This window comes from Mucilaginibacter sp., from assembly GCF_028288225.1.
Classification (GTDB): Bacteria; Bacteroidota; Bacteroidia; order Sphingobacteriales; family Sphingobacteriaceae; genus Mucilaginibacter.
This window is the reverse complement of the sequence record NZ_JAQBOC010000006.1, coordinates 47,125-73,402: the sequence shown is the minus strand read 5'-3', so window position 1 is coordinate 73,402 and position 26,278 is coordinate 47,125. Positions and strand designations below refer to the sequence as shown.

The following is a 26,278-nucleotide window of genomic DNA, read 5'->3' as shown; positions in this document are numbered from 1 at the left end:
AGATGCGAAAGCTTTATCTCATATTATCCATTTTTATTATTTGCCAGCATTATGGTGCATTGGCTGATAAAAGGATTATGGTTGATAATATAACTTTTAAAACCAGATCAGGTGGTCTTGATCCCGATCCTGAACCTTATGCTGATTTCCAAACATTGGTTGTGCCCATAAAAAGGGCCGGTAACCTGGTAATTGTTGAAGCGCAGGTAGATTCATTAGAAGGTAATTTTGTTTTGGATACCGGTGCACCTGGCCTGGTATTAAATGAAACATATTTCAGGGATCTTCCAAATATTGATGACCGGGAAGCTGCGGGCATAAATGGAACATCGGCTGGCTCATTTACTACCTATGTGCGTAACTTTAAGATCCTCGATCTTCAGTACAGCAGGGTAACCGCTCAAGTTACTGACCTTTCATTTATCGAAAATGGCAGGCATATAAAAATACTCGGTTTATTGGGCACGCGCTTGTTTTCCAAATTTGCAATAACTGTTGATCTTTTCCGTAATGTGCTTTATATTCAAAAACTTGATAAAAGTGGTAATATCCCTGAATCAGAAAAGATTTTTCATGACCGTTTATTGGTAAGCTCATTCAGTTTTTTAAATGATGTTATTTTTTTAAAGGGAACCGTTAATAATTATACTTTGTGGTTTGCTTTTGATACCGCCGCTGAAACAAATTTATTGGATTATGATAGGACAAAAAAAATGACTGCATCTATGCAGATAATCGGGCATGCAAAATTAACCGGTGTAGGTGGCTCAAGTTTTGAGGTTTTATACACACGGTTTGATCAGTTAACGGTTGCAGATCATACATTTACAAAAAACAGAGCCTTAGTTGCTAATCTTGAAAAAATGGGTAAAGCCTATGGCCACACCGTGGATGGTATTTTAGGATATGATTTTTTTTCACGGGGGATATTTACCATCAACTTCGTTAAAAAGGAATTTGAAATGTACATTTATAATAATTAATGGTAATGTGGTACTGCAGATATATTCTGATAATTTTTGTATTGCTTATTAGCAGTATAGGAATTGCTGTTGCCCAAAACCAAAATATCCTGTTTATTGCCCACGATCATTTAATGTTGCAGATCGATCTTAATTCACCAAAAAAACAGTTGGATAGCATCCTTAAAATTGCAGGAGTGAGCAATTCAAATGCAGGAAAGGTTTTAAAAGGTGATTTTGCAGACATTACTAAAGATGGCTGGAATATGGCTGAACGTAAAAATAATGTTATCCGGTTTGACAGATCGTTAACAGATTTAAATTATAACCCACAGAGTAGTCCATACCAGATAACCACCCAGATCCCCGATTTTGAGGGAAAACCAGGTTATCCGGCGGAAGTTGAATATGGGGTTAATAAATATGCAAAGGCAACCGTATTTGGGCTATCATCCGGGTTAACAAGATTTATCCTACCCGGCTATACCCGTGCAAAAAGGGTTTTCCTCTCCGGAAATTTCAATAATTGGAGCACACTCAGAGGTTCTATGAAAAAGGCCGATGGCGGCTGGATAATTGATGTTAAGCTTGAGGCAGGTGTTTACGAATATAAATATATTATTGATGGACACTGGACAACTGACCCTAATAACATGCTCCAGGTTAACGATGGGGAAGGGAATACCAACTCTGTTTTCTTTAAATATAACTACACTATAAAGCTGCCCGGCTATCCATCGGCCCGTAAAGTTGTGGTTGCAGGCGACTTTAATAAATGGGATGAAAATGAGCTGGTAATGGAAAAAAGAGGCAATACCTGGGAAAAACAGCTTTATTTAAATGAAGGCAAGCATGTTTATCATTTTTTAGTCGACGGACGTTGGGTAACTGACCCTGCAAATCCGGTTAAGTTAAAAAATGAAGATGGTAAAGTAAATTCTGTTTTAAACCTTGGCGGAACGGTTACTTTTAAACTGGATGGCTATAAAAATGCAAGAAAGGTTTTCTTAGCAGGCGATTTTAATAACTGGAAACCAAATGACATCAGGCTTAGGAAAACTATTGATGGATGGGTATTAAAAATAACATTGCCTGCCGGCAATTATCAATATAAATTTATTGTTGATGGCAGTTGGATCACCGATCCTGCAAATCCACATTATGCATTTGAAAACGGCGAAAGAAATTCATTTGTAGCAGTGAAGCCAAATTATACTTTTAAGTTAAAAGGATATCAGGGAGAAAAAACCGTTACTCTGAAGGGTAATTTTAACAACTGGGATGAAAATGGTTACACAATGGCGCACAGGGGTGATGAATGGGTAATAAGTTTTTACCTTAAACCGGGGAAGTATTTATATAAATTTAAAATTGGCGATAAATGGATAATTGATCCCGGCAATAAACTTTGGGAACCCAATGAATTTAATACAGGCAACTCTATTTTGTGGATAGAATAATGAGGTGAAAGCTGAAAGGTAAAAGGCGAAAGGTTAGAACAGACTTACATTCCGGTTTCCGTATTTAAAAAAACATTTTAACTTTAACCTTTTGCCAATTTAAAATATGATAACTATACCAATATACCAGGCTGACGCCTTTACCGATAAGCTTTTTGGCGGTAACCCGGCTGCTATTTGCCCGCTGGACGAATGGCTGTCGGAAGAAACAATGCAAGCTATAGCTATTGAAAATAACCTTGCCGAAACGGCTTTCTTTGTTAAAAATGATACTGGTTATAAGCTGCGATGGTTTACCCCCGAATATGAGATAGACTTGTGCGGGCATGCCACGCTGGCTTCAGCACACATTCTGTTTACGCAACTGGGGCATAAGCAGGATGAGATTCACTTTGAAACTGTAAAGGCAGGAACGCTTATCGTAAAAAAGGAAGGGGATAAATATACTATGGATTTCCCGCTAAGGCCACCAATACATATTGATGCGCCGGTTGGTTTGATTGAAGCATTGGGCGAAAAACAACCAATAGAAGTTTTAAGGTCGAGGGACTACTTTTTGGTTTATGAATCAGAAAGTGATATCCGCGACATTTCGCCTGATTTTTTTGCACTGTCAAAAATGGATACCGTTGGTGTTATTGTAACCGCTCCAGGTGACAAAGTTGACTTTGTATCCCGCTTTTTTGCGCCCGGCGCAGGTATTCCCGAAGATCCCGTTACAGGATCTGCTCATTGCAACCTGATCCCGTACTGGGCCGAGAAACTAGGGAAAACCAAACTTCATGCTTACCAGCTCTCAGCCCGTAAAGGCGAACTTTGGTGCGAGCTAAAAGGCGACAGGGTATTGATGAGTGGCAAAGCTGTTACTTATTTGAAAGGGGAAATATTTGTGTAAAGAATTTCGGATTTCGGATGTTCGATTTCGGATTTGTAGAATTTGAAAACAGTAAACATGCTGAACGTAATTTATATTTAATTAAAAATCCCAGTTACTTTCTGCCTTTAAATAATTCCGAAATTAAACATCCGAAATCCGAAATAAGACTAATACCCTACCGTAAACCGCTCCCTTATATGTTGCGGGTTCATTATTTCATCAACAATAGCTACGGCAAAATCTTCCATTGAAATGTGGCTGCGGCCCTGTTCATCAAATAGCATCTGGTCTTTGCCGGCGCGGAAGTTTCCTGTACGCTCACCGGGCAAGATCTCTGCCGATGGGCTTATGTATGTCCATTCCAGCTCTTTTTCTTCTTGATAGATCTTTAAGGCTTCACGATGAGCCAGCGATACTGCTTTATATTCTTCAGGAAATCCGGGTGTATCAACACTCTGTACACCCGGAGCAACTTCAAGGCTGCCTGCACCGCCAACTATTATCAGCCGTTTTACATGGGCTTGCTTTAAACCATTTAAAAGCGGCCCGGTAACTTCAGTTATGGTTGATGGTGTTGCCCCTTTTGTGAAATTATAGGCACTTACTACCGCATCATGATCAAATACAGCAGCTTCTACATCCTGCGTATTAAACAGATCGCCTTTGGCTACCCGTAAATGAGGATTCACTAACGTGTAATCTTCCGGGTGACGCACTATTGCGGTAACATCGTGCCCGCGATTTAAAGCCTCCGTAACTACACGGCTGCCAATATTTCCGGTAGCTCCAAATATTGCTATTTTCATATGTAAAAAGCTAAAAGTGTAAAGCTCAAGTAAAAAATTTTGCCTGGTTAAGTGCTACAACAAAGCAAAAAGCTTTTTGCTTTGACCTTTTTGCTTTTGGCTAAAAAAATGATTTTTTTACTGATTTTTTTAATTACTTTGAAGGTTCGAAAATTTAAGGATCGGGATTACGTAAATGCAGCTTACTAAGTTAGAAATCAAGGGATTTAAGAGCTTTGGCGATAAAATAACTATAAACTTTAATGAAGGTGTAACTGCTATTGTGGGGCCTAACGGCTGCGGAAAATCAAACGTTGTTGATTCTATACGGTGGGTGCTGGGTGAGCAAAGCACCAAGATGCTCCGTTCCGAAAAAATGGACAACGTTATTTTTAACGGTACCAAAAGCCGAAAGGCTGCCAATCTTGCCGAAGTTTCGCTCACTTTTGATAATACAAAAAATATACTTCCAACTGATTTTTCGCAGGTAACACTAACTCGCAGGCTTTATCGCACGGGGGAAAGTGAGTACCGTTTGAATGATGTGCAATGCCGGTTAAAAGACATTACCGACCTATTTTTAGATACAGGTATAGGTGCTGATTCCTATTCTATCATCGAGCTAAAGATGATAGATGAGATCATTACCAATAAGGAAGGATCCCGTCGCAATTTGTTTGAAGAAGCATCTGGGATCTCAAAATATAAGCTGCGTAAAAAGCAGACCTTTAATAAGTTAAAAGATACCGAAGCCGACCTGGAAAGGGTGGAGGACCTGCTTTTTGAAATTGAAAAGAATCTTAAAACACTGGAGAACCAGGCAAAAAAAACCGAAAGGTATTACCAAATAAAGGAGCAATATAAAGCCCTTAGTGTAACGCTCGCCTCGTTCAGGATAGCATCTTTCAGTGAATCATTAGCCCGGATAGAGGAACAGGAACAAAAGCATAAGGAAGGAAAATCGGGCATTGTTACGCAGATTGACACCCTTGAAGCTTTTTTGCAACAGCAAAAGCTGGACAGCCTGACCAAGGAGAAAAACCTTTCGGTACAGCAAAAGGCCACTAACGAGTATGTTTCAAAGATTCGCGCTTATGAAAGCGAAAAGAAGATAAAGAATGAGCAGCTGAAATTTCAGCAGGATAAAGAAACGAGGTTAACTGAAGAATTGGATAAAGACAAAACCCAGTTTAACCATGTGCTATATAATATAAAACGTCTGCTGGAAGAAAAATTTCAGGAAGACGAAAACCTGCAAACTGTACAGATGCAGGTAACGGATTTAAAGGAAGCTGTGGATGAATTAAGGGCACAGCAATCAGAAGCCAAAAATGAACTGTCCGAACTCACAAATATTAATACCCGGTTACAGAACCAGGCTTATAAAGCAGAAAAAGACCTCGATATTTTAAAGATCCAGGAGCAGGCCTTAGAACAGGAAGGCCAGCGGAATATGGAAGATGCCACCAATAAAGAGGCTGAGCTTTCACATTTTAACACTGTTGTGGATGGCTTGCAGGAGCGTGTTGAAGTAGCCGAGAAAGATTTTAATTCGATTGTTGATTTTGAAAGCAAACTGCAGGAACAAATAAAATTAACAGAATCTGAACTTAATACTTTACAGGAAACCATCATTCGGGAAAGCCGTAAGCTTGATGCTAAGCAAAACGAATACAACCTTACAAAAAGTATGGTTGATAACCTGGAAGGGTTCCCGGAATCTATCCGCTTTTTAAAGAAAAATACGGAATGGTCAAAAAGCGCACCCCTGTTTAGTGATATATTATTTTGCCGTGAAGAATTTAGGGTAGCTATTGAAAACTACCTTGAACCGTTGATGAACCATTACGTGGTTGATACTTACAACGAGGCCATAAAGGCAATCAATTTATTAAGTAAAGCCGCACAGGGCAGGGCTCAATTTTTTGTGCTGAGCAGCTATGAAACAGCAATGAGCTTTTCTGAAAAGCTGGAATTGGAAGGAGCCATCCCCGCCTTAAATGTAGTTGAAGTTGAAAAGCAATACCAACCGCTTTGTGATCATTTATTAAAAAATGTTTACCTGGTTAATGATGAAAATGACAATGCCCTTAACAATACATTGCTACCTGATGGTGTAGTATTAATCGGAAAAAGCGGCAAGTTCAATAAATCAAGGCACGCTATGGCCGGTGGCTCGGTAGGGCTGTTTGAAGGTAAACGGATAGGCCGGGCAAAAAATCTGGAGGCATTACTGAAAGCAATTAAGCTGATTGATGTTGAGGTAGGCGAGTTTAAAGTGCGTTTCGATAATTTGCAGAATAAGCTGGCTGAATTAAAGGCATCAGGAAAGGCTGCTGAAATAAAACAAAAGCAACAGGAGTTAAATCTGTTAAATACCGAATTAATAACCGTTAAAACACGGCAGGAGCAATATCAAACCTTTATTGAAAACAGCCTTAACCGCAAGGAAGATATTGCACGCAAAATAAGCAGCATTAAAGAGGAAACCCTTGCACTGATACCCCAGCTTGAAGAGTTAAAGGCCCAAAAGCAATCACAGGCCGATCTGTTAACAGAAAAGCAGATGGCTTTTAATGAGCTGAATGAATATGTTTCTGTAAAATCAAATGCTTATAACCAGGAGAATATCCGCTTTCATCAGCAACAAAATAAGGTATCAGGATTAATAAAAGATCTGGATTACCGGGAATCGCAAAAAGAGAATCTTGAGGGTAGAATAAAGGTAAATAACGAAGAACTTGAAAAGGTAAAGCTTGCCATACAGGAAAATTTACAGCAGTCAGATAACTCGGATGATGACCTGCTGGAAATGTATGAACAAAAAGATTTGCTTGAAAAGGCCACACAACAAGCAGAGCAGGAGCATTACGCATGGCGTGGAAAGATCTCGGAAACTGAAGAAGAAATTACAGCGTTAAGGCGGAAAAAAGATAACGCCGAAATTATAGAAAATGAACTCAAAGACGAGCGGAATAACTTAAAGCTTGAACTGAATGCATTAAAGGAAAGATTATCTGTAGAGTTTAATATTGATATCCAGGATTTGCCGGAAAACGAAGTGGCCGATGGTGAAAATGAGCATGACATTCGCGAAAAGGCCGAGAAGCTGAAAAAACGACTGGATGAGTTTGGTGCTATAAATCCGCTTGCGGTTGAAGCCTATAACGAGATGAATGAAAGGTATACATTTATCCAGGCACAAAAAAAAGATCTAAGTGACGCAAAAGCATCCTTGCTGGCAACTATACAGGAAATAGATGATACGGCGAAAGAGAAATTTATGTCGTCATTCACCATGGTACGCGAAAACTTTATAAGGGTTTTCCGCTCCTTGTTTAATGAAGAAGACTCCTGCGATTTGATCCTTACTGATCCGCAGCACCCGCTTGAATCAGATATCGATATTATTGCGAAGCCTAAAGGGAAACGCCCATTATCTATTAACCAATTGTCAGGTGGTGAAAAAACGCTAACGGCAACCGCTATCCTGTTTTCACTTTACCTGCTAAAGCCAGCGCCCTTCTGTATTTTTGATGAAGTTGATGCCCCGCTTGACGATACCAATATTGATAAGTTTAACAACATCATCAGGGAGTTTTCGAAGGAATCGCAATTTATCATTATATCCCATAATAAAAGAACTATAGCCAGCACCGATATTATTTATGGTGTAACCATGGTTGAACAAGGTATCTCAAGAGTTGTAGCAGTTGATTTACGGGAATTGGTGGATTAAGAAGCAGAAAGCTAAAAGATTAAAGCAAAAAGCCGAAAAATAAAGTTAAACTTCAGTTTTCGGCTTTTTTTATTTGATTTAAGAAAGCTTTCGGCTTTAACCTTATTTTTTCGGTTTCAGTTTTACTTTTTTGCTGTTAAATATCATGCCTGTAAATTTGTCTTTATTCAGCAGCATATTTTTATCACGGGATGCTTGTAAAGAAAATGACCTTGTATTTGATGAAATACTTTGAGTAACCTTAGCCGGTAAGCTATAGGTGCCGGTTTTTACATAGCTTATTATATGTGCCAGTAAATTTTCTGCAAGGTCGCCAAAATCTTTGTCAATGCCATCATAATCGGCTATGCCGGGATATCCCGGTGTATTTGGGCTCATGCCATTATAATAATCCCCCTGGCCGGCAGAGTTTTTGGTTGAAAACTCAGGCGTAAACATAGTGTATTTGTTGATCTGGATATCAAAAAAGCCAACCGGTTTTCCATAGCTGGTTTCGCCAACAAACTGAACATCCATAACAGGGCGCAGGTTGTTTATAGTTAGCTCGCTTGCCGATGCAGTGCCACTCCCTATAATAAAGAAAACCCTGGGGACATTTAATGAGCCTTTTTTAACAAAATTGGGTTTGTTATATTGAGAATTTAATGAATAATCAATTTGCGACAGGTTATACAAGTTGCCATTATCGTCCTTTCGCACCTGGTTTTGCAATAACGTTTCTTTGCCGGTAGTTAAAATACTGTTGAAATAAGTGTTATACATTAATGTGCCGTTTTTTGACAGAGGAACTATCAGATTATCCAGATACTCCGCTGTAGAAACATAGCCACCGCCATTATAACGCAGATCAACAACCAGGTCGGTTATTCCCTGTGTGGTAAAATTAGCAAATACTGCGTTTAATTTTGGATCGGCATTGGCATCTGAGGTAAAGCTGTTGAAGACAAAATAACCTATTTTATGACCGACCCCGGCATTAAATACAGTGTCTTTTAATATAGGGTTCACATTATAATTACCTGTGCTAAGATTTACTGAAAATGTGGTGCCATCGGGCCGCTTTACAGTCATTTTAACGCTGCCACTATTAAATATAGCATTACTTACATACTTGATATTCTTTCTTGATCCATCTCCATAAGTTTGGCCGTTTGATACACCATCGTACGATATATTAGTATTATCATTTACGCTTACTATCCGGTAGCCGCGCCTGATACCAGCAAGGCCGGCTGGCGAACCAGGGTACACATAGGTAAACCTGATGTCATCTACATCCCAATAATTATAGTCAAACCCAAAATCACCTTTTACACCGTTAAGGGCGCCGGTTTCTGTTCCGTCATCAATAAATGAATATTTAGCTAACCCGGGTGAATAAATATAATACTCATAAGGTTTGCCGCCATTAGGATTGATAGCATATTGAGATAAAGCATCCATCTCATCACTTAAAGCTGTTAAGGGAGCTGCATTTTTGAATGACCGCGGTTTAAATGTTGCGTAATCTGGCAACTGATCAAACCACAGGTAATTTTCTTTGGCATATAAATAAATAGAATCTTGTGCCAGCTGAACAGCGGTGCCCTGTTTTGTAGGCTCAGAAGGATTGTTAGTGTCAACAGTGCTACTTTTCTTATCCTTTTTACAGGCTGAAATGGTACCGGTTGCTAATATAATAACTAAGTAAAAAATTTTCTTCATATCAATGAAATATAGTTGTTTCTTGAATAGGTAGTTAAACGGAAATAAATTAACTATGTTATGGTTATTAAATTATAAATTCATTAAAATTTATATAATCAATTCCGCTTGCTTCGGCACAAAGCCTGTCAATTTCAGCGTTTTCAATCATCAGCAAATCACGCCTTTGCAAGTTATGATCTTTTATTAATAAATCAATAGTATCCGGCTCCGGTTTTGGCGTACTTTCTTCTGTAAAATAAACAGTTAAATATTGCTCAAGCCCGTGCCATTCTGTTTGTTTAATTTTATTTAATTGCTGCTCTGGATTGCCATTGGTTACAATAAAGATCTTTTTACGGTCAACAACAATTTCCTGCAATAAATTTAGCATATTTTGATAAAGCAGCAGTTTTAAGGGTAGCTTTGCGGTTATCATCAAGTGTTTTAAATTTGCCCTGTACTTTTCATGAACATTAAATTTTTCCTTTAAGCGGTCAAAAACAAATTCCTTTCCTTCATTAATATACGTGTTCACCAGCAGATCGGTTGTTTCCTTAGCGTTAATAAGCTCGGTATACTCCAAAAGACTGGCAAACAAATAGTAAACCTGGTATAAATAATCTTTTTCGGGATAAAGAACATTATCCAGCTCAAATATAAATGCCTTTTTACGACTGTCGATATCGATGTAGTTCATGGTTAAATAGTTCATGGTTCAATGGTAGCTGCAGTTCATTGCATTTTTACGACTGTGAACCATTATTTTTGTTTGTAAAGATAAGAACAAGACGGTTATGAACCATGAACCATCAACTATGAACATAATTGCTAAAAAACTACAGATAAAACCCGGTAAACGCTGGCTGTTTTGTAATGCACCTGATAATTACCTTGCCACATTGGAGCCACTACCTGACGGCACGGAAGTTAAATTTTGCCTTGGCGGCGATTTTGATGGCGTACAATTATTTGTAGTAAACAGCGCCGATCTGGTAAGCAACTTAAAAACTATCATCCCAATATTAAAGCCCGATACTATTTTCTGGATCTCCTATCCTAAAAAAAGTTCGGGTATAAAATCAGATCTGGAGATGATGAGCAGTTGGGATGAAATAGGTAAGTATGGATATAGGGGAGTAGCGGCTGCCGCTATTAATGAAACATGGACAGCTTTACGATTCAGGCCTGAAGGGCAATCTAAAATTTCAGGTTCAGGGAATGATGAGATCAGGAAAAATGAATTTGCTAATTATATTGATGTAGATAATAAGCAGGTTAAATTACCTGATGACATGCAGCAAGCTTTAACTAATACACCTGGTGCGCTGGCATTTTACCAGGCACTTTCATACAGTAATAAAAAAGAACATGTGATATGGATCCTTTCTGCCAAGCAGGAAAAAACAAGAAATGAAAGATTGCTAAAACTTGTCGAAAAGCTTTTGGCAAAGAAGAAGAATCCGGCAGAAAAATAGACAGATATAAAAATTAAGTAAAGGAGGTAAGTAATTTAGCCTCCTTTTTTGCTTTTAAACATCCACAGAAAAAAAATAAAAATTTATTTGCGTAACCAAAAGGTTTCATATATATTGTAACCGAAAGGTTTCATATAGCCTTATTTTATGCGCAGAGATGTTTTTCAGGCAATTGCCGACCCCACACGCAGAGAGATCATAGGATTAATTGCACACCAGTCATTAAACCTCAATTCAATTGCGAATAATTTTGATATAAGCCGGCCGGCTGTATCAAAGCATATAAAGATTTTAACGCAGTGCGGATTGATCACGATTAAGCGAGACGGACGGGATAGGTTTTGCGAAGCCAATTTTGGAAAGCTCAACGAGGTATCAAACTGGGTGGAGCAGTACCGGAAATTCTGGACAAGTAAATTGGATGCACTGGGTGACTTTTTGGATAAGGAAACTAAAGACAATCAACAGATATTAAACTTAAAAGGTAATTTATGAAAGATGAACCAGTTATAGTTGAACGTGTATATAACGCCCCTGTAAAAAGGGTATGGCATGCAATAACTGATGTTGAAAAAATGCGCCAGTGGTATTTTCCTACCCTTACTGAATTTGAGCCGGAAGTTGGCTTTGAAACAATGTTTGATGTTGCGCATAACGGAAAAGTGTTTCCGCATATTTGGAAAGTTACTGAAGTTGTGCCAAACAAAAAAATAAGCTACGAATGGAAATTTGGTGGCTATCCTGGTAATTCGCTGGTAAGCTTTGAACTATTTGACGAGGATGGCAAAACCAGGATAGTTTTAACGCATGATAAGCTGGAAACCTTTAAGGGAGATATTCACCCTGATCTGGCAAAACAAAATTTTGTACTGGACTGGACGCAATTTATAGGCGCGGCTTTAAAAGAATATGTTGAGTAGGAAACCGAAGAATAAAATTAAAAAATCATAAACCAAAAAACATGGAAACAGAACCTTTTGTAATTGAGAGAACTTATAATGCCAAGCCCGACAGGGTGTGGCAGGCCATTACCGATAAGGATAAAATGAAGGAATGGTATTTTGATTTGAAGGAATTTAAACCTGAAGTTGGATTTAAGTTTGAATTTTTTGGCGGATCTGAAGAGAAACAGTATTTGCATCTTTGTAAAGTAACTGAAGTTATTCCCGGCAAAAGACTTACCCACAGCTGGCAATATGACGGCTATCCCGGAGAGTCATTTGTAACATGGGAAATATTTGAGGAGGGTGACAAAACAAGGGTGAAACTAACGCATGCAGGTTTACATACCTTCCCTCAAGACAGCAAGGATTTTTCAAGAGAAAGCTTTACTGCAGGCTGGACACATATTGTAGGGATCTCACTTAAAGAATACCTGGAAAAGGTTTGATAAAATCATATCTGTAGCGGTACAATACTTTGTGCCGCTACTTTTGTTATTTTTGCAGGTATATGCAGCAACAGCCAAATAACAAGCTTCACGGTAAAACATTAGAAATGATATTAAATGCCCTGGTCGCACATTATGGCTGGCCTGAACTTGGCTATCAGATCCGCATTAATTGCTTTTTAGATAATCCAAGCATAAAGTCAAGCTTAACTTTTCTTCGTAAAACGCCATGGGCCCGGAAAAAGGTAGAGGATCTGTATTTGAATAGCCCGATTGATTAGTTAAATGGTAAAGTCAGGAAGCAAGATTTTCAAAACCTTTTACCTTTACCCTTTCAGCTTTTACCTCTTCCCTTACCCGTGCTTTTTCTTCATATTCATCTTAGCTTTAACTCCCGAGCTGTAGTTATAGGTTTTTGAATTCTCGGGTTTCTTTTGATGAAAGGCGTCTCCTGCAACAGGAGCAGCTGTTTTATTTTTTACAGGTTTCTTTTCCTCAACTTCTGCCTGCTTTTTGTCTTGCTCAATAACAAGGTCTTCAGGCAGTTCACCGATAGGTATTTTCTGGCCTATAGCTTGTTCTATCCTTCTTACAGTTGTAAGCTCCAAATCGGTAGTAAAGGTTATGGCCAGTGTTTCATCGCCACTTTCGGGTGAATTATTGAGAACTCTTTTTATAAAAACCTCTTTTTCTTCCGGCAGTTCAAAATGGATCAGGAAAGGAATATTATGCAGATCAGTCAACTCGTTATCTTCGTTGCATATGATCAATACCCTTGTGTTGGCTGATGTTTTAAAATCTTTTATTTCCTTAAAACCATTCAATTCAACCGACCATGAATTTAACACAGCTATTGAATTGTTTTGCCGGTTTTGTAGTGTTTTATAGATCTTTTCGGCAGTGTGGCGGGTATTTACAAAAACTACTGTTTTAGTAAACAGCTCACTATCCTGCATAAATAAATTAAGCAGGTTTAGCTTGGTAATAAAGTTAGGCACATGGTATAACAGTTGCGAATGTGTTTCCAGCACGCTTTCGGCAATTTCCTCAATTTCAACTGTGGTTGCCGATTGCATAAAAGGGGCGATCATTTTGTTCAGCCTGTCATGAATCACTTCGGTAAATACCAGGTGCTGGCATTTGGTAATGCTGTTGGCCAGTTCAGCAACAGGTAGTTGCAACCCTTGTTTAACAATCAAATCTGCATCATCAACAATTAACAGCTCAATTTTATTAAGGTTGAGGCCAAGTTTTAAGTAAATTGCCCGGGCCCTGTCAGGTGTGGCAACTACTATATCTGCGCCATCGGCAAGGGCATTCATTTGGGTTTCAGTGCCGATTGCCGCATAAAGGCCAACAATAGCGATCTGTTTATTTTTACTAAAATGTTCCAGCCCGCTTATAACCGCCAATACGTCTTCCTTAGTTGGCACCAGGATCAGCACCAATGGAACGCCTTCCGCATTATATTTTATGCGGTTTAAAACAGCTAAAATATAAGTGGTGGTTTTCCCGCAACCTTCGGGTCCGGCAACTACAACATCCTGTCCGCCATAAATACGGGCCAATGTTTTTTGCTGTACCTCTTTCGGGCTGATGTAGCCGGCTTCGGTTATTGTTCTCATTAGTTGTTTATTAAGCTTTAATTTTTCTGACCACGCCATCCTGTTATATTAAAATCCCGAAGGAGTGCAAAATTACCCTTTTTACAGCTAATTTTCAGCTATTTAATATAATGTGGTAATTTATAGCCATCAAACAGTGCGCCAGCCGGCATCAACCGAGCTTTGAAGCATAGCTGTAAACGTTGTTGCTGGTGGAATATCAAGGTAGGGATAAGCAACTTTCGACAGGTATAATCCCTGTGGATAAGCCGGAATAATGATCTTTGGTGTTTCTTTATTGATAAGATAGTGTTCAAATTCATTAACGCTCATCCGGCCTTCGCCGATATCCAGCAACCTGCCGATTATGATCCTGACCATTTTACTTAAAAAGCGATTGGCCGAGATCTGGAACCTGATCTTATTGCCGCTGCTATTGGCAAACAGTCCCGCCGATGAAACTTTGCAGATGGTATGATCATTTCTGTCGGGAGTTTTGCAAAAGCCCCGGTAATCGGTATATTGGGGGAGTAAGGCAACCGCCTTCTTCATTTTATCCAGATCGAGTTTAGGCTCAAGATAAAGGGAGCTGAACCCATTTAAAAATGGATCTTTATAAGTATGGATAAAATAATCATAGCTTCTTTGAACGGCATCAAACCGGGCGTGGCAAAGGCCTTGCATCGGGATGATATCAAAAACGGCAATATCATCAGGCAGGATTTTATTAAGGCGGAAAAAGAATTCATCATCCAGATCTCTTTCAATATCAGCATGGAAAAAGAACTGGCTGGCATGCACCTGGGCATCTGTACGTCCGCAGCCATTAATGTTTATTTCTGATTTTAATAATTTACCAAGCGCGGTTTCCAATACTTCCTGCACATTCAGCACCTCCGGATGTTTTTGCCAGCCGCTGTAATTAGTGCCATGATAGGCTATGTGGAAGAAGTAGCGCAAAATTTATTGAGTGCAAAGTGTTGATAACAAGAATACTGGCGAAAACACAAACCTTAGACAGATTTGAAGGCAACGATTTATATAAATAGTGATCTGTTCTATTTATAATGACCTTTTAAAGAAAAGACATATATAATTTCATCCCTGACTTCATAAATATAGCGATGTTCCTGATTGATACGCCTTGACCATTTCCCTGAGTATTGATGCTTTAACGGCTCGGGTTTTCCGATGCCGGTAAATGGTGATTCAAGAATAGAAGCAGTGAGTTCAGCAATGCGTTTAATGATTTTGGTATTACCTGTCTTTTTCCAATCCTGCAAATCATTAAAAGCACGCTGCGTAAACTCTATTTCCATAAATCATTCAATGTTACTTTTACAGTACGGCCAGCTTTAATATCTTCTTCGCCTTCAGCCATTTTAGTAACAAATTCAGGATTGTAAGTTGTTTCAGTTTCGTCAAAATCGACTTTAAGCGCTTTCAAAACAGCTTTAACTGCTGTTAATTTGTCCTCGCTATCTGGATGTACGATTAAGTAGTTCATAATCACAAATATAAATATTAAAGAAAGTTAACCCAATTTATTTTTAACATACTATATATCGAGATTGGCATATCAGGTATATAATCCCGGTAAGATCTAAGTTTAAAAAACTTAAATCTTACCTTAAGCCAAAAAAACCGAACAGCTTTCACTACCCGGTTCACATTATATTGTTGATTGATTCTATTAAGTCCGGAAAGTCAGTAAAGACCGAAAGTTAAATTATCCGCACATCCGCATATCCACGCATCCGCACATCAGAAAACCTGCTCAAACTGGTTCACTGCATCTTTACTTTCCAGTATAGAATGCCCCATTAAAAACTCGTCAACCCTGCGTGCAGCTTCACGACCTTCAGATATTGCCCAAACCACAAGCGACTGGCCTCTGCGCATATCACCGGCTGCAAATACTTTGCTAACACTGGTGCGGTAAGCGGCTTCTGTCGCTTTTACGTTTTTGCGCTGGTCAAGCTCAATGCCCAGGCTTTCTATCATTCCCTCATATTGCGGGTTTAAAAAGCCCATTGCCAGAAAAACCCGCTGGCAAGGTATTTCGCGCTCTGAGCCTTCAACTTTGTTAAACTTAATTGGCCTGCCCATTACATCCAGTTCCCAGCTTACTTCAGTTACCATGATGGCTCTTAAGTTGCCTTCTTCGTCACCTAAAAACTCTTCGGTATTGATACCCCAGTAACGGTCGGCGCCTTCTTCGTGGCTGCTGGTGGTTTTAAGTACCATTGGATAGGTTGGCCATGGCATATGTTCAGTGCGTTGTGCAGGTGGCTGCATCATCACTTCAAATTGCTTGATAGAGCTTGCACCCTGTCGGTTTGAAGTTCCTACGCAATCAGATCCGGTGTCACCGCCACCAATTACAATTACATCTTTGCCTGTAGCTAAGATCTCTTCGGCATTAACTTCAATGGCGCTAACACGTTTATTCTGCTGCGTTAAGAAATCCATTGCAAAATAAATCCCTTTTACGTCCCTGCCGGGGATATTAAGGTTACGCGGGATGGTTGACCCCCCCGCTACTATAACGGCATCGTTATTACGTACAATTTCATCTGCCGAAACATCTTTGCCTACTTCGGTATTGTATTTAAATTCAACACCGTCTTTTTCCATAACTTCAATACGGCGGTCAATTACCCATTTTTCCAGTTTAAAATCAGGGATCCCGTAACGAAGTAAACCTCCTGCACGGTCATCGCGCTCATAAACCGTTACTGTGTGACCGACTTTAATCAACTGGGCTGCAGCTGCTAATCCTGCCGGGCCCGAGCCTACAACCGCTACACTTTTGCCTGTTTTTATAAGCGGAGCTGTTGGCTGTACCAAATTTTTTGAATAAGCTATTTCAATAATGTGTTTTTCAATCTCTTCAATAGCAACCGCTGGCTTATTTATACCCAACACACATGCCGACTCACATGGAGCAGGGCAGATCCTGCCGGTAAACTCCGGAAAGTTATTGGTTGATGAAAGTATATTATATGCTTCTTCCCAATTTTTACGATAAACGGCATCGTTAAATTCAGGAATGATGTTACCCAGCGGACAGCCTGAATGGCAAAAAGGTATGACGCAATTCATGCAGCGTGCCGATTGCTGGTTAAGCTTTTCGTCAGAATATGAGTGTACAAATTCATTATAGTTCTTAACGCGTTCTGCAACCGGTGTTTTTGCGGGAAGCTCTCTGTTAAACTCCTGAAATCCTGTTGGTTTTCCCATTAGCTGATAGTTTGATATTGTAATTTCTCTAATACTTTTTTATACTCTTTTGGATATACTTTAACAAATTGGGCTGCTGCTTTATCCCAGTTTTTAAGTAATGTTTGTGCAACCTTGCTGCCTGTTAAATTAACATGCTTGTGCAGTAAAGTAGTTATCTGTTGTTCATCCTGTATTGATAAAGGATCAAGATCAACCATTTCTGTGTTGCAGTTTTCAGCAAACGTATTGTTCGGATTATAGACCCAGGCAATACCGCCGCTCATGCCGGCAGCAAAGTTTCTGCCTGTTTCGCCTAATATCAATGCAAGGCCACCTGTCATGTACTCGCAGCCATGATCACCAATACCTTCAACAACTGTTGTTGCGCCTGAATTACGTACCGCAAAGCGCTCTCCTGCCATACCACGGATAAATACCTCGCCCGATGTTGCACCGTATAAGGCTACGTTACCGATGATGATATTTTCCTCGGGTGTAAAGGTTGCCTTTTCTGAAGGATAAATAGCCAGTTGTGCGCCTGATAACCCTTTGCCAACATAATCATTAGCCTCACCTTCCAGCTCAAACGAAATTCCTTTGGTAGCAAACGCGCCAAAGCTTTGTCCCGCTGAACCTTTAAATTTATAGTTGATAGTATTATCCGGCAAACCGGCAGACCCATATATTTTTGAGATCTCGTTGGATAGCAAGGTGCCGATGGTACGGTCAACATTCCTAACATCAAAGGATGCAAACACTGGTGTTTTATCTTCAAGAGCCGGTTTAGCAGCTTCTAACAATTGCCAGTCGAGTATGGCATCCATGCCATGATCCTGTTTTTCGCTATTGTACAGGGTGACATCCTTAGGATTATTTACAGGGTGCAATATGCCCGATAGATCTATTTTTTGTGCTTTCCAGTTCTGAAGGCCATCTTTTACTTTCAGGAACTGAACGCGGCCAACCATTTCATTAATAGTTCGGAAACCAAGCTCAGCCATAATTTCGCGCAATTCCTCTGCCATAAAGCGGAACAGGTTAACCACATGCTCAGGCTTGCCCGAGAATAGTTTTCTTAATTCCGGGTCCTGTGTGGCAACGCCGACAGGGCAGGTGTTCAAATGGCACTTACGCATCATTATACAGCCCCCGGCGACCAAAGCTGCGGTAGCAACACCCCATTCTTCCGCTCCCATTAAACAGGCTATAGCCAAATCACGCCCGGTTTTTAATTGTCCGTCTGTTTGCAGTACAACCCGGCTCCGCAGTTTATTGCGTACCAGTGTTTGGTGAGCTTCGGTTAAGCCAAGCTCCCAGGGCAGGCCCGCATGTTTTACAGAGCTGATAGGAGAGGCGCCCGTGCCGCCATCATAACCGGCAATTAAAATAACATCGGCATGTGCTTTGGCAACACCGGCCGCTATAGTACCCACACCTGCTTTTGATACCAGCTTTACATTGATTCGCGCAGCACGATTAGCATTTTTAAGGTCAAATATTAGCTGTGCCAGATCTTCAATTGAATAAATATCATGGTGCGGTGGCGGCGATATTAAACCAACACCCGGAGTTGAGTGGCGTGTTTTAGCAATCCAGTCATCAACTTTATGACCTGGAAGCTGACCGCCTTCACCTGGTTTTGCACCCTGTGCCATTTTTATCTGCAGTTCATCGGCATTAGTCAAGTAGTTTGAGGTAACCCCAAAACGGGCCGATGCCACTTGTTTGATAGCCGAACGCATTGAATCGCCATTAGGCATCAATTCATATCTTAACTCATCCTCACCACCTTCGCCGGTATTGCTTTTGCCGCCAATGCGATTCATGGCAATGGCCATTGTGCTGTGCGCCTCATGTGAGATAGAACCGAATGACATAGCGCCTGTCGCAAAGCGTTTCATGATATTTTCGGCAGGCTCAACTTCGTCGATTGTTATTGCTTCGCGGTGATGGGCAAAGTCAAGCAAGCCACGGATGGTAAAATGCTTTTCACTTTGCTCGTTTATTTCTTTCGCGTAGTTTTTATAAACTTCGTAGCTATTGCTGCGGGTAGCATGCTGCAACAAGTGAACAGTTGTAGGATTAAACAAGTGCTGCTCGCCGCGGCGTTTCCACTGGTAAATGCCGCCTTCAGGCAATAAATTTGTTCCCGATTTGGATCCGCCAAAGCCTATTTTATGTTTGCAAAGCGATTCGCGGGCAATTTCATCAAGCCCCAAACCACCAATACGGGTTACAGCACCTGTGAAATATTTATTAACAACAGTTTGATTGATCCCCAATATTTCAAATACCTGTGAACCATGATAAGATTGCAAAGTTGAGATTCCCATTTTTGAGAAGATCTTCAGCAAGCCATCATTAACAGATTTTACATAGTTTTTTTGCAGCGATTTTAAATCGAGGCTGGTTTCTAAACTGCCATTGTTTTTCAGCGTTTCAATGGTTGAAAGCGCCAGGTACGGATTAATAGCTGTTGCACCAAACGCAAGCAGGCAGGCAAAGTGGTGCACTTCCCAGGTATCGCCGGTTTCAACTACTAAACCTACGGCACCACGACGGCCGCTCCTGATCAAATGGTGATGTACTGCTGATACCGCTAATAAAGACGGGATAGGGGCGTGCTCCGAGTCAATCGCACGGTCAGACAATATCAATACTTCAAAACCATCATCAACAGAATCCTCAGCATAACGGCAAAGCCTTGCTATTCCTTTTTCAAGCGAGCCAGGCATGCCATCGGCATTATAATAGGTTTGCAGGGTTTTGGCATGGAACATCCCGGTATCAATACTTCTTAACTTTTCAAGCTGATGGTTTTTAAGAATTGGATGCTGCAATACCACACAATGACAATGCATTTTATCCTCATCTAATAAATTGCCGTTGTTACCTATAAAAGTAGCTAAACTCATTACTAAACGTTCGCGGATCGGGTCGATGGGAGGGTTGGTAACCTGGGCAAAAAACTGTTTAAAGTAACTGGACAAATGCTGCGGCTTGTCAGACAATATTGCAAGCGGCACATCGGTACCCATTGAGCCAATTGGCTCTTTACCATCCAATGCCATAGGCTTTATAATGGTGTCAATATCCTCGCGGGTATATCCGAAGACCTGCTGATAACGGAAAACGGCAGCTTCAGATAGGCTGGCAAATGCTAAACGCGGTTCAGCAAGCTCACCTAAACGGATCTTGTAATTTTCAAGCCAACGGCCATAAGGCTGACGTGATGCTATCTGCTGTTTTATTTCATCATCAGTAATGATCATACCCTGCTCGGTATCAATCAGTAACATTTTGCCCGGCTGCAGGCGGCCTTTGCGTAATACCAGGCTTTCGTCAAGGTTAAGCACGCCGGCTTCTGATGCGGCAATAACGCGGCCATCATTGGTTATTACAAATCGTAAAGGGCGCAAGCCGTTCCTGTCAAGCAATGCGCCTACCAGTCTGCCATCAGTAAAAGTAATAGCGGCAGGGCCATCCCATGGTTCCATTAATGACGCATGGAATTCGTAAAATGCTTTTTTAATTGGGTCCATTTGCTCGTTGCCATCCCATGCTTCAGGAATCAGCATCATCATAACATGCGGCAATGAGCGGCCGGTGTGCAGCAAGATCTCAATTATATTATCAAGGCAGGCCGAGTCGGATTGATTATTATCAATTACCGGCAGCAGCATTTCCATTTCTTCGTTGGTGAAGTAAGCAGATGCGTATGATTTTAAGCCCGAATAAAACCAGTTTAAGTTACCTGTAAGTGTATTGATCTCGCCATTATGGGCGATCAGCCTGAATGGTTGTGCAAGCTTCCATGAGGGGAACGTATTGGTTGAGAAACGGGAGTGAATCATGGCAAAGCCTGATGCGATCCGCGAATCAGCAAGATCAGTAAAATATTTACGCAGCTGGTAAGTAGTTACCTGTCCCTTGTAAACAATAGTTTTACAGGATAACGAGGTAAAGTAAAAGTGCTCAGCTGCGGCAGGAATGGTTTCAGTAATTGTTTTATTAATATAGCGCCTCAGTATATAAAGCTTGCGTTCAAAATCATCGGTGTTAGTAATGTTATGCGGTCTTAAAATAAAGATCTGCTCAACATTTGGCTCAGCCTTGCGGGCAGTTTCCCCAATAACAGACGAGTTAACGGATACTTTGCGATAGCCCAAAGTATGCAGCCCGAGTTTTTCAACCGCATTGTCGATCACTGTTTTACAAGCCTTTTTAAGAGCCGATTCCTTTGGGAAAAAGATCATCCCAACGCCGTATTCACCTGGTTCAGGCAAACTGATTTCCAGGTTAGAGCATTCTTCCATGAAAAATTCATGGGGTAATTGTATTAGTATCCCGGCACCATCGCCGGTTTCGGGGTCGCAACCGCAGGCACCGCGATGCTCCATGTTTTCGAGCATGGTAAGGGCATCGTCAATTATCTGGTAACTTTTATGACCATTAATGTTAGTTATAAATCCGGTACCGCACGAGTCGTGTTCAAATTCTGGCCTGTAAAGGCCCTGTTGGCTTTCAGCTTGATCCATTGTATTAATAAAAGTTTATAAATGGTGCAACTACGAAGTTACAGAATGTGAGTTTAAATTGAAAATATCTTAAAATTTTTAAATTTTTCTAAATAACCTGATATTTATAATGCGTTAAATTATTAAATTGTTAATAAAATATACTTTATGGTGTTAGTTTTATAAATTGACACTATGAATTGTTGTAATTTGATTATTCATTAACTTCTACTAAATCCATATACAATGAGGAAATGAGGTATTACAAGAGATTATCCTTTAAAAATTTATTTTTTTTCACTTTAATACCTATTAGTAACGACAATTGTAATTGAAAGCGTATGAAAGAAATATTTATAGAAAATCCGATAAACTGATTGTTGTCTTTTCTTTCGGTTTTTTGAACATCCATCCATTGAAAACGGGCATGTATTAAAACAACATGTTTTGTATAAGATCAGTTAAAGACTTCTTTGTTATATCATTTCTGTATCATTCTTGGCTTTAAATAACTGAAGTAGTAAACATTCGTTTATCATTGACGTTAGTCAGTGTCATAAGAGATGCTTTCAAAAGAATGAACACTATACCTGAAATCGCCAATCGACTAACATCGTTATGCACTGAACTTAAATTTGTTGAAGCCTATACTGAATTATATGACGATAATGCGGTGAGTATTGACCCCAATTATAAAAATGAGCCTTTTACCGGGCTTCATAATTTAATTGAAAGAGAAAAACAGTTTCTTGCAAATGTAGAAATCCACGATATTAAAATGTCTGAAGCACTTTTTGCAGGCAGTTATTTTAGTGTAATTATGTCAATACATTTTACCGTTAAAGGGCAGGAAAGCAAACTGCTTGAAGAGCTTTGCGTTTATAAAGTTGATAATGGAAAAATTGTGACCCAGCAGTTTTTTATGGGCTGATTATTGTCTGAATCAAAATTCACCGAATTAAAGAATTTTCAGAATTCAATTTATAAAAGACACCTTTTCGTTAATTTTTGAATTCCTATTAAGTTTTTGTCATTACTGAGCGGTAGCGCGGCAACCCAATCCATACAGATATATCCCTCATTTCACCCCAAAGTTCAGTACTTTCAGCTCATTTATTTTACCGGGTCAAAAAATCCTCTTTCATTTGAGTAAGCAAATAAAAAATGGAAGAGTCAATTACAAGATTAACGATCTATAGCTTTGTTAAAAGGTTCCTGCTGCATGTTATTACAGTTTGGTTAATAGTAAATATCTGGAGCTGGTTTGAGTACATCTATAAAGTAAAGCTCGACCTGGCTTATACCGTTAATAAGGATGGCTCACCGGTAAGCTTTTTGGATAATTTTATCAATCACAATATAAATCAGCCTTTATGTTTATGGATCTTACTGCTGGCTTTTTTGGCCGAAGTAAACTTCCGGTTTGTTTTTCAACGAAAAAATTTAGTATGGTTTGTTTTTAGCAGCATTTGCCTGGGGATTACCGGAGGTGCAGTAAGCCTGATTTTCACCAGGCATTATGTTTTTTATCCCATACTAGCTCAATTTATCGAGGCGGCGCTGTTTATAATAGCCTATATTGCTGGATATGCTGTATTATATAATTTCTTTTATGAGCGCTATCAATGGATAAAGTTTTATCAAAAAAAATCAGAGAGTGAGTTGCATTTATTAAAGGCACAGATCAATCCGCATTTTTTTTTTAATACACTTAACAACCTTTATGGCATGGCGCTAAATGAAAAGGCAGTGAAGACAGCCGGGGCTATTGAGTTGCTATCAGATATGATGCGTTATAATATGGATGGTATAAAAGAGAATTTTATCAGCCTGGAAACAGAATTAAAGTTTGTTGAAAATTATCTTGAACTGCAAAAACTGAGAATTCCTCAAAAAGATAACATAGCTATTAATATAGAGATAAAACATCCAGATATAAAATACAAGATAGCTCCGATGCTCCTGATCCCGCTGATAGAAAACGCATGGAAGTATGGCATCAGCATGGATAAGCCCAGCAACATTAACCTTAATATTTACGTTAAGGAGCATCAACTTATCATGATTATTGAAAATAGTGTTTTTTCAAGCGTCAATGCAGAGAAAGGTTCAGGCCTGGGCATATCAAACGTGACGCAGCGCCTTCAAATGTTGTACCCGGGCCTGCACCAGCTTTCTGTCCAAAACGACAGGAATACATTCAGGGTTAATCTTTCAATTGTAATCTAACTAAACCAATATCATTATGAAAAAGATAATATTAATAATCGCTGTCTTATGCACACAATTCAGCGATAAATTAATGGCCCAGGCGCCCCTCGGATTTACAATCACCGGCAATATGGGCCAATCGGGCAAGGCTTCAAAAGTGTATTTGCTTTACCAGTTCGAAGGGCAAAAATACGTTGATTCTGCCGCGGTTGTTAACCGGCAATTCGAGGTTAAGGGAACCTGGAAAGATGTACTATTTGCAACGCTGTTAATGGACCATAGAGGCATCGGCCTGAAAAGGCTGCTTAAAATCCCTGTTGACGAAATTGACGCCTTGAAACTTTATATGCAGCCCGGTAACATCGCGTTAAAGTTGAAAGATTCTGTTTCGACGGCGGTTTTTACCAATTCGCAGGTTAACCAGGATTATACAAGATTGAAGGTACTAATTGGTGTAAATGCTGAGCACAAACTTTATCACTTGTCGGCCCAAATGCAAAAATTACACACACCGGCGGCCGAAAAGGCCTATGTAGCCTATGATGACAGTCTTAAAGCCGCCCGCCGGCCGTTGTTGAAAAAGTTCATTCAGCAAAATCCTAAAAGCTACATAGCGCTTGTAACGCTTATTGACTATGCCGGAGCCTTCCCGGATACCGCCGAAATAAACCCTTTATTTAAAAAAATAGATGTTGGTTTGCGAAATGGCAAAACGGGCGCACAGTTTAAGATGCTGTTAGAAAGCAAGGTGGTTGTGGGTTCCATAGCACCCAACTTTACCCAAAATGATGTGAAAGGCCGGCCGGTTAAGCTTACATCATTTCGGGGCAAATTTGTGCTGATTGATTTTTGGGCATCATGGTGCGGGCCATGCCGGTTTGAAAACCCGAAATGGGTGAAGGCTTTTAAACAGGTAAAAGGTAAAAACTTTACTATATTGGGTGTATCGCTTGATGGGCATGATACAAAAGCAGCATGGCTAAAGGCCATTAAAGATGATGGCTTAACATGGCCTCAGGTATCAGACTTAAAGCACTGGGATAATACGGTAATAAAACAATATGGTATTAAAGCCATCCCGCAAAACGTGCTGATAGATCCAAAAGGCAGGGTAATTGCAAAAAATATTGAACCCGGAGAATTAAAGAAACAACTGGAACAAGCCGGGGATAAATAATGATAAGCGCGATAGCTATAGATGATGAGCCGATTGCATTGGATGTGCTTAAAACACATGCAGAGAAGGTTCCGTTTTTAGATCTGAAGGCAACGTTTGTAAGCACGACTGATGCATTGGCTTTTTTGCAGCAAAATAAAGTTGATCTTGTGTTTTTAGACATTAGGATGCCGGATTTAACCGGGATTGAGTTTGCCGCATTGATACCAAAGCAGGCACACATTGTATTTACTACAGCTTATCCTGAATATGCAGTTAAAGGTTTTGATCTTGCAGCTACCGATTACCTGCTAAAGCCAATTAGTTTAAGTCGCCTGTTGCAGGCCTGTGCTTTGGTTAATGAAAGGATAATGGCCGAAAACAAACAGCAGGGCTTAAATAGTGGCCTTTTTGTAAAGGATGGGTATAACCTGGTAAAAATTGATCCATCGAAAATAACATACATTGAAGCAGGTGATAATTACCTGAGCATTTATGAAGGCGAAAAACGTACCCTAACCCGGATGACATTGACCGAATTGCTGGACAAATTGCCACAGGATGCTTTTCAAAAGGTACATAAATCATATATTGTTGCTATTGCCAAAATAGAAAAGATAGAGCGGAACCAGGTTCTGATTGATGGAACAAAGATCCCGGTATCAATGAATTTAAGGGATGATTTGATGCGGAAGGTGAAGCAATAAATTAAAAATAAAAGGGCACCGCGGTAAAGCCACAGTGCCTCTCATCATTATTATACCTTAACAAAAACTTTCAAATTAGTTACTTACAATCACTGTCGCATTTTTCATCATTGAATGGATGAGGCAGTGATAGGTATAAGTACCCGCCGTATTAAATGTGAAATTAAAAGTTTCACCGGTTGCAAGGCTACCACTATCAAATGCATTTGCCAGGTCAGTTGCTGTATGGGGTGCGGTATCCATGTTTGTCCAGGTTACAGAGTTCCCAACCTTAATGTTTACAGTTGCCGGCACAAATGCAAAATTTTGTATAGCCACTGTAGCAGCAGGGGTAGAGGGCGTAGGGTTTACTTTTGCTTTGTTTGATGAACAGCTGTAAATTAATGATATGCAAGCTAAAACTACCAGCGATAAATAAATGAATTTCCTTTTCATGAGATAGGTATTTAATTAAATGTTGTTTATAGTATCACGGATGGTGAGT

23 protein-coding genes are annotated in these 26,278 nt (G+C 39.9%); 13 read left to right on the top strand and 10 right to left on the bottom strand.

All coding sequences use genetic code 11. From position 1 onward, the window contains the following. The first annotated feature begins 2 nt into the window (after window positions 1-2). The 3 genes from JWQ54_RS01740 (at window position 3) to JWQ54_RS01730 (ending at window position 3,317) form a co-directional block, all read left to right on the top strand. Window positions 3-983 carry a pepsin/retropepsin-like aspartic protease family protein gene (locus tag JWQ54_RS01740; RefSeq protein ID WP_299579268.1) on the top strand — a complete coding sequence of 327 codons (981 nt, stop codon included), beginning with the start codon at window positions 3-5 and terminating at the stop codon, window positions 981-983. Between the two features lie 5 nt (window positions 984-988). Then, window positions 989-2,422 carry a hypothetical protein gene (locus JWQ54_RS01735; protein WP_299579265.1) on the top strand — a complete coding sequence of 478 codons (1,434 nt, stop codon included), beginning with the start codon at window positions 989-991 and terminating at the stop codon, window positions 2,420-2,422. Window positions 2,423-2,528: 106 nt separating this feature from the next. Continuing rightward, complete coding sequence (locus JWQ54_RS01730) at window positions 2,529-3,317, top strand: PhzF family phenazine biosynthesis protein (protein WP_299579262.1); 789 nt, start codon at window positions 2,529-2,531, stop codon at window positions 3,315-3,317. 149 nt (window positions 3,318-3,466) lie between these two features. Here JWQ54_RS01730 and JWQ54_RS01725 read toward each other — a convergent pair whose 3' ends face one another. Further along, complete coding sequence (locus JWQ54_RS01725; protein ID WP_299579260.1) at window positions 3,467-4,105, bottom strand: NAD(P)-dependent oxidoreductase; 639 nt, start codon at window positions 4,103-4,105, stop codon at window positions 3,467-3,469. 175 nt (window positions 4,106-4,280) lie between these two features. Here JWQ54_RS01725 and smc point away from each other — a divergent pair, with 175 nt between their 5' ends. After that, on the top strand, window positions 4,281-7,823 hold the full coding sequence (gene smc, locus JWQ54_RS01720; RefSeq protein ID WP_299579257.1) for a chromosome segregation protein SMC: 3,543 nt from the start codon (window positions 4,281-4,283) through the stop codon (window positions 7,821-7,823). A 102-nt stretch (window positions 7,824-7,925) separates the two neighbouring features. On the opposite strand, the gene JWQ54_RS01715 is transcribed toward smc, so the two are convergent. Further along, a complete protein-coding gene (locus JWQ54_RS01715) occupies window positions 7,926-9,527 on the bottom strand; it encodes a S41 family peptidase (protein WP_299579254.1) in 1,602 nt (533 codons plus the stop codon). A 67-nt stretch (window positions 9,528-9,594) separates the two neighbouring features. Beyond that, entirely contained in the window at window positions 9,595-10,221 is a 627-nt protein-coding gene (locus JWQ54_RS01710) for an HAD family hydrolase (protein ID WP_299579250.1), read from the bottom strand. Window positions 10,222-10,324: 103 nt separating this feature from the next. Between JWQ54_RS01710 and JWQ54_RS01705 the strand changes: the two genes are divergently transcribed. The 5 genes from JWQ54_RS01705 (at window position 10,325) to JWQ54_RS01685 (ending at window position 12,655) form a co-directional block, all read left to right on the top strand. Further along, the gene (locus tag JWQ54_RS01705) at window positions 10,325-10,984 is read left to right on the top strand and encodes a YdeI/OmpD-associated family protein (protein ID WP_299579248.1); all 660 of its coding nucleotides are present in this window, start codon (window positions 10,325-10,327) and stop codon (window positions 10,982-10,984) included. A gap of 147 nt (window positions 10,985-11,131) precedes the next feature. After that, window positions 11,132-11,479, top strand: a complete 348-nt coding sequence (locus JWQ54_RS01700; protein ID WP_299579245.1) for a helix-turn-helix transcriptional regulator — start codon at window positions 11,132-11,134, stop codon at window positions 11,477-11,479. Further along, window positions 11,476-11,904, top strand: a complete 429-nt coding sequence (locus JWQ54_RS01695; RefSeq protein WP_299579242.1) for an SRPBCC domain-containing protein — start codon at window positions 11,476-11,478, stop codon at window positions 11,902-11,904. The genes JWQ54_RS01700 and JWQ54_RS01695 overlap by 4 nt, the downstream gene beginning before the upstream one ends. Window positions 11,905-11,945: 41 nt before the next feature. Next, on the top strand, window positions 11,946-12,374 hold the full coding sequence (locus JWQ54_RS01690) for an SRPBCC domain-containing protein (protein WP_299579240.1): 429 nt from the start codon (window positions 11,946-11,948) through the stop codon (window positions 12,372-12,374). 62 nt (window positions 12,375-12,436) lie between these two features. Beyond that, window positions 12,437-12,655 carry a VF530 family protein gene (locus JWQ54_RS01685; RefSeq protein WP_299579237.1) on the top strand — a complete coding sequence of 73 codons (219 nt, stop codon included), beginning with the start codon at window positions 12,437-12,439 and terminating at the stop codon, window positions 12,653-12,655. Between the two features lie 72 nt (window positions 12,656-12,727). On the opposite strand, the gene JWQ54_RS01680 is transcribed toward JWQ54_RS01685, so the two are convergent. The 6 genes from JWQ54_RS01680 to gltB all read right to left on the bottom strand — a co-directional run bounded on the left by JWQ54_RS01680 (window position 12,728) and on the right by gltB (window position 21,741). After that, window positions 12,728-13,999, bottom strand: a complete 1,272-nt coding sequence (locus JWQ54_RS01680; protein ID WP_299579234.1) for a DEAD/DEAH box helicase — start codon at window positions 13,997-13,999, stop codon at window positions 12,728-12,730. 129 nt (window positions 14,000-14,128) lie between these two features. Beyond that, window positions 14,129-14,938, bottom strand: a complete 810-nt coding sequence (locus JWQ54_RS01675; protein ID WP_299579231.1) for a tRNA pseudouridine(38-40) synthase TruA — start codon at window positions 14,936-14,938, stop codon at window positions 14,129-14,131. A 98-nt stretch (window positions 14,939-15,036) separates the two neighbouring features. Next, window positions 15,037-15,297, bottom strand: a complete 261-nt coding sequence (locus JWQ54_RS01670) for a Txe/YoeB family addiction module toxin (protein WP_299579228.1) — start codon at window positions 15,295-15,297, stop codon at window positions 15,037-15,039. Beyond that, window positions 15,288-15,485: a DUF2683 family protein gene (locus JWQ54_RS01665; RefSeq protein ID WP_299579225.1), complete on the bottom strand. Its 198-nt coding sequence runs from the start codon at window positions 15,483-15,485 to the stop codon at window positions 15,288-15,290. Before JWQ54_RS01665 ends, JWQ54_RS01670 begins: the two co-directional genes overlap by 10 nt. Before the next feature lie 257 nt (window positions 15,486-15,742). Beyond that, window positions 15,743-17,221 (bottom strand): glutamate synthase subunit beta, encoded by a 1,479-nt coding sequence (locus tag JWQ54_RS01660; RefSeq protein WP_299579222.1) that lies wholly within the window; start codon window positions 17,219-17,221, stop codon window positions 15,743-15,745. Next, entirely contained in the window at window positions 17,221-21,741 is a 4,521-nt protein-coding gene (gene gltB / locus JWQ54_RS01655) for a glutamate synthase large subunit (RefSeq protein WP_299579219.1), read from the bottom strand. The genes JWQ54_RS01660 and gltB overlap by 1 nt, the downstream gene beginning before the upstream one ends. 556 nt (window positions 21,742-22,297) lie before the next feature. On the opposite strand from gltB, the gene JWQ54_RS01650 reads away from it, so the two are divergent. The 4 genes from JWQ54_RS01650 to JWQ54_RS01635 all read left to right on the top strand — a co-directional run bounded on the left by JWQ54_RS01650 (window position 22,298) and on the right by JWQ54_RS01635 (window position 25,794). After that, window positions 22,298-22,651 (top strand): SnoaL-like domain-containing protein, encoded by a 354-nt coding sequence (locus tag JWQ54_RS01650; RefSeq protein WP_299579216.1) that lies wholly within the window; start codon window positions 22,298-22,300, stop codon window positions 22,649-22,651. A gap of 233 nt (window positions 22,652-22,884) precedes the next feature. Continuing rightward, a complete protein-coding gene (locus JWQ54_RS01645) occupies window positions 22,885-23,949 on the top strand; it encodes a sensor histidine kinase (RefSeq protein WP_299579213.1) in 1,065 nt (354 codons plus the stop codon). 16 nt (window positions 23,950-23,965) lie between these two features. Beyond that, window positions 23,966-25,108, top strand: a complete 1,143-nt coding sequence (locus JWQ54_RS01640; RefSeq protein ID WP_299579210.1) for a TlpA disulfide reductase family protein — start codon at window positions 23,966-23,968, stop codon at window positions 25,106-25,108. Beyond that, window positions 25,108-25,794 (top strand): LytTR family DNA-binding domain-containing protein, encoded by a 687-nt coding sequence (locus tag JWQ54_RS01635; protein WP_299579207.1) that lies wholly within the window; start codon window positions 25,108-25,110, stop codon window positions 25,792-25,794. Before JWQ54_RS01640 ends, JWQ54_RS01635 begins: the two co-directional genes overlap by 1 nt. A gap of 75 nt (window positions 25,795-25,869) precedes the next feature. On the opposite strand, the gene JWQ54_RS01630 is transcribed toward JWQ54_RS01635, so the two are convergent. Continuing rightward, a complete protein-coding gene (locus JWQ54_RS01630; RefSeq protein ID WP_299579204.1) occupies window positions 25,870-26,229 on the bottom strand; it encodes a cupredoxin family copper-binding protein in 360 nt (119 codons plus the stop codon). Between the last annotated feature and the right edge of the window lie 49 nt (window positions 26,230-26,278).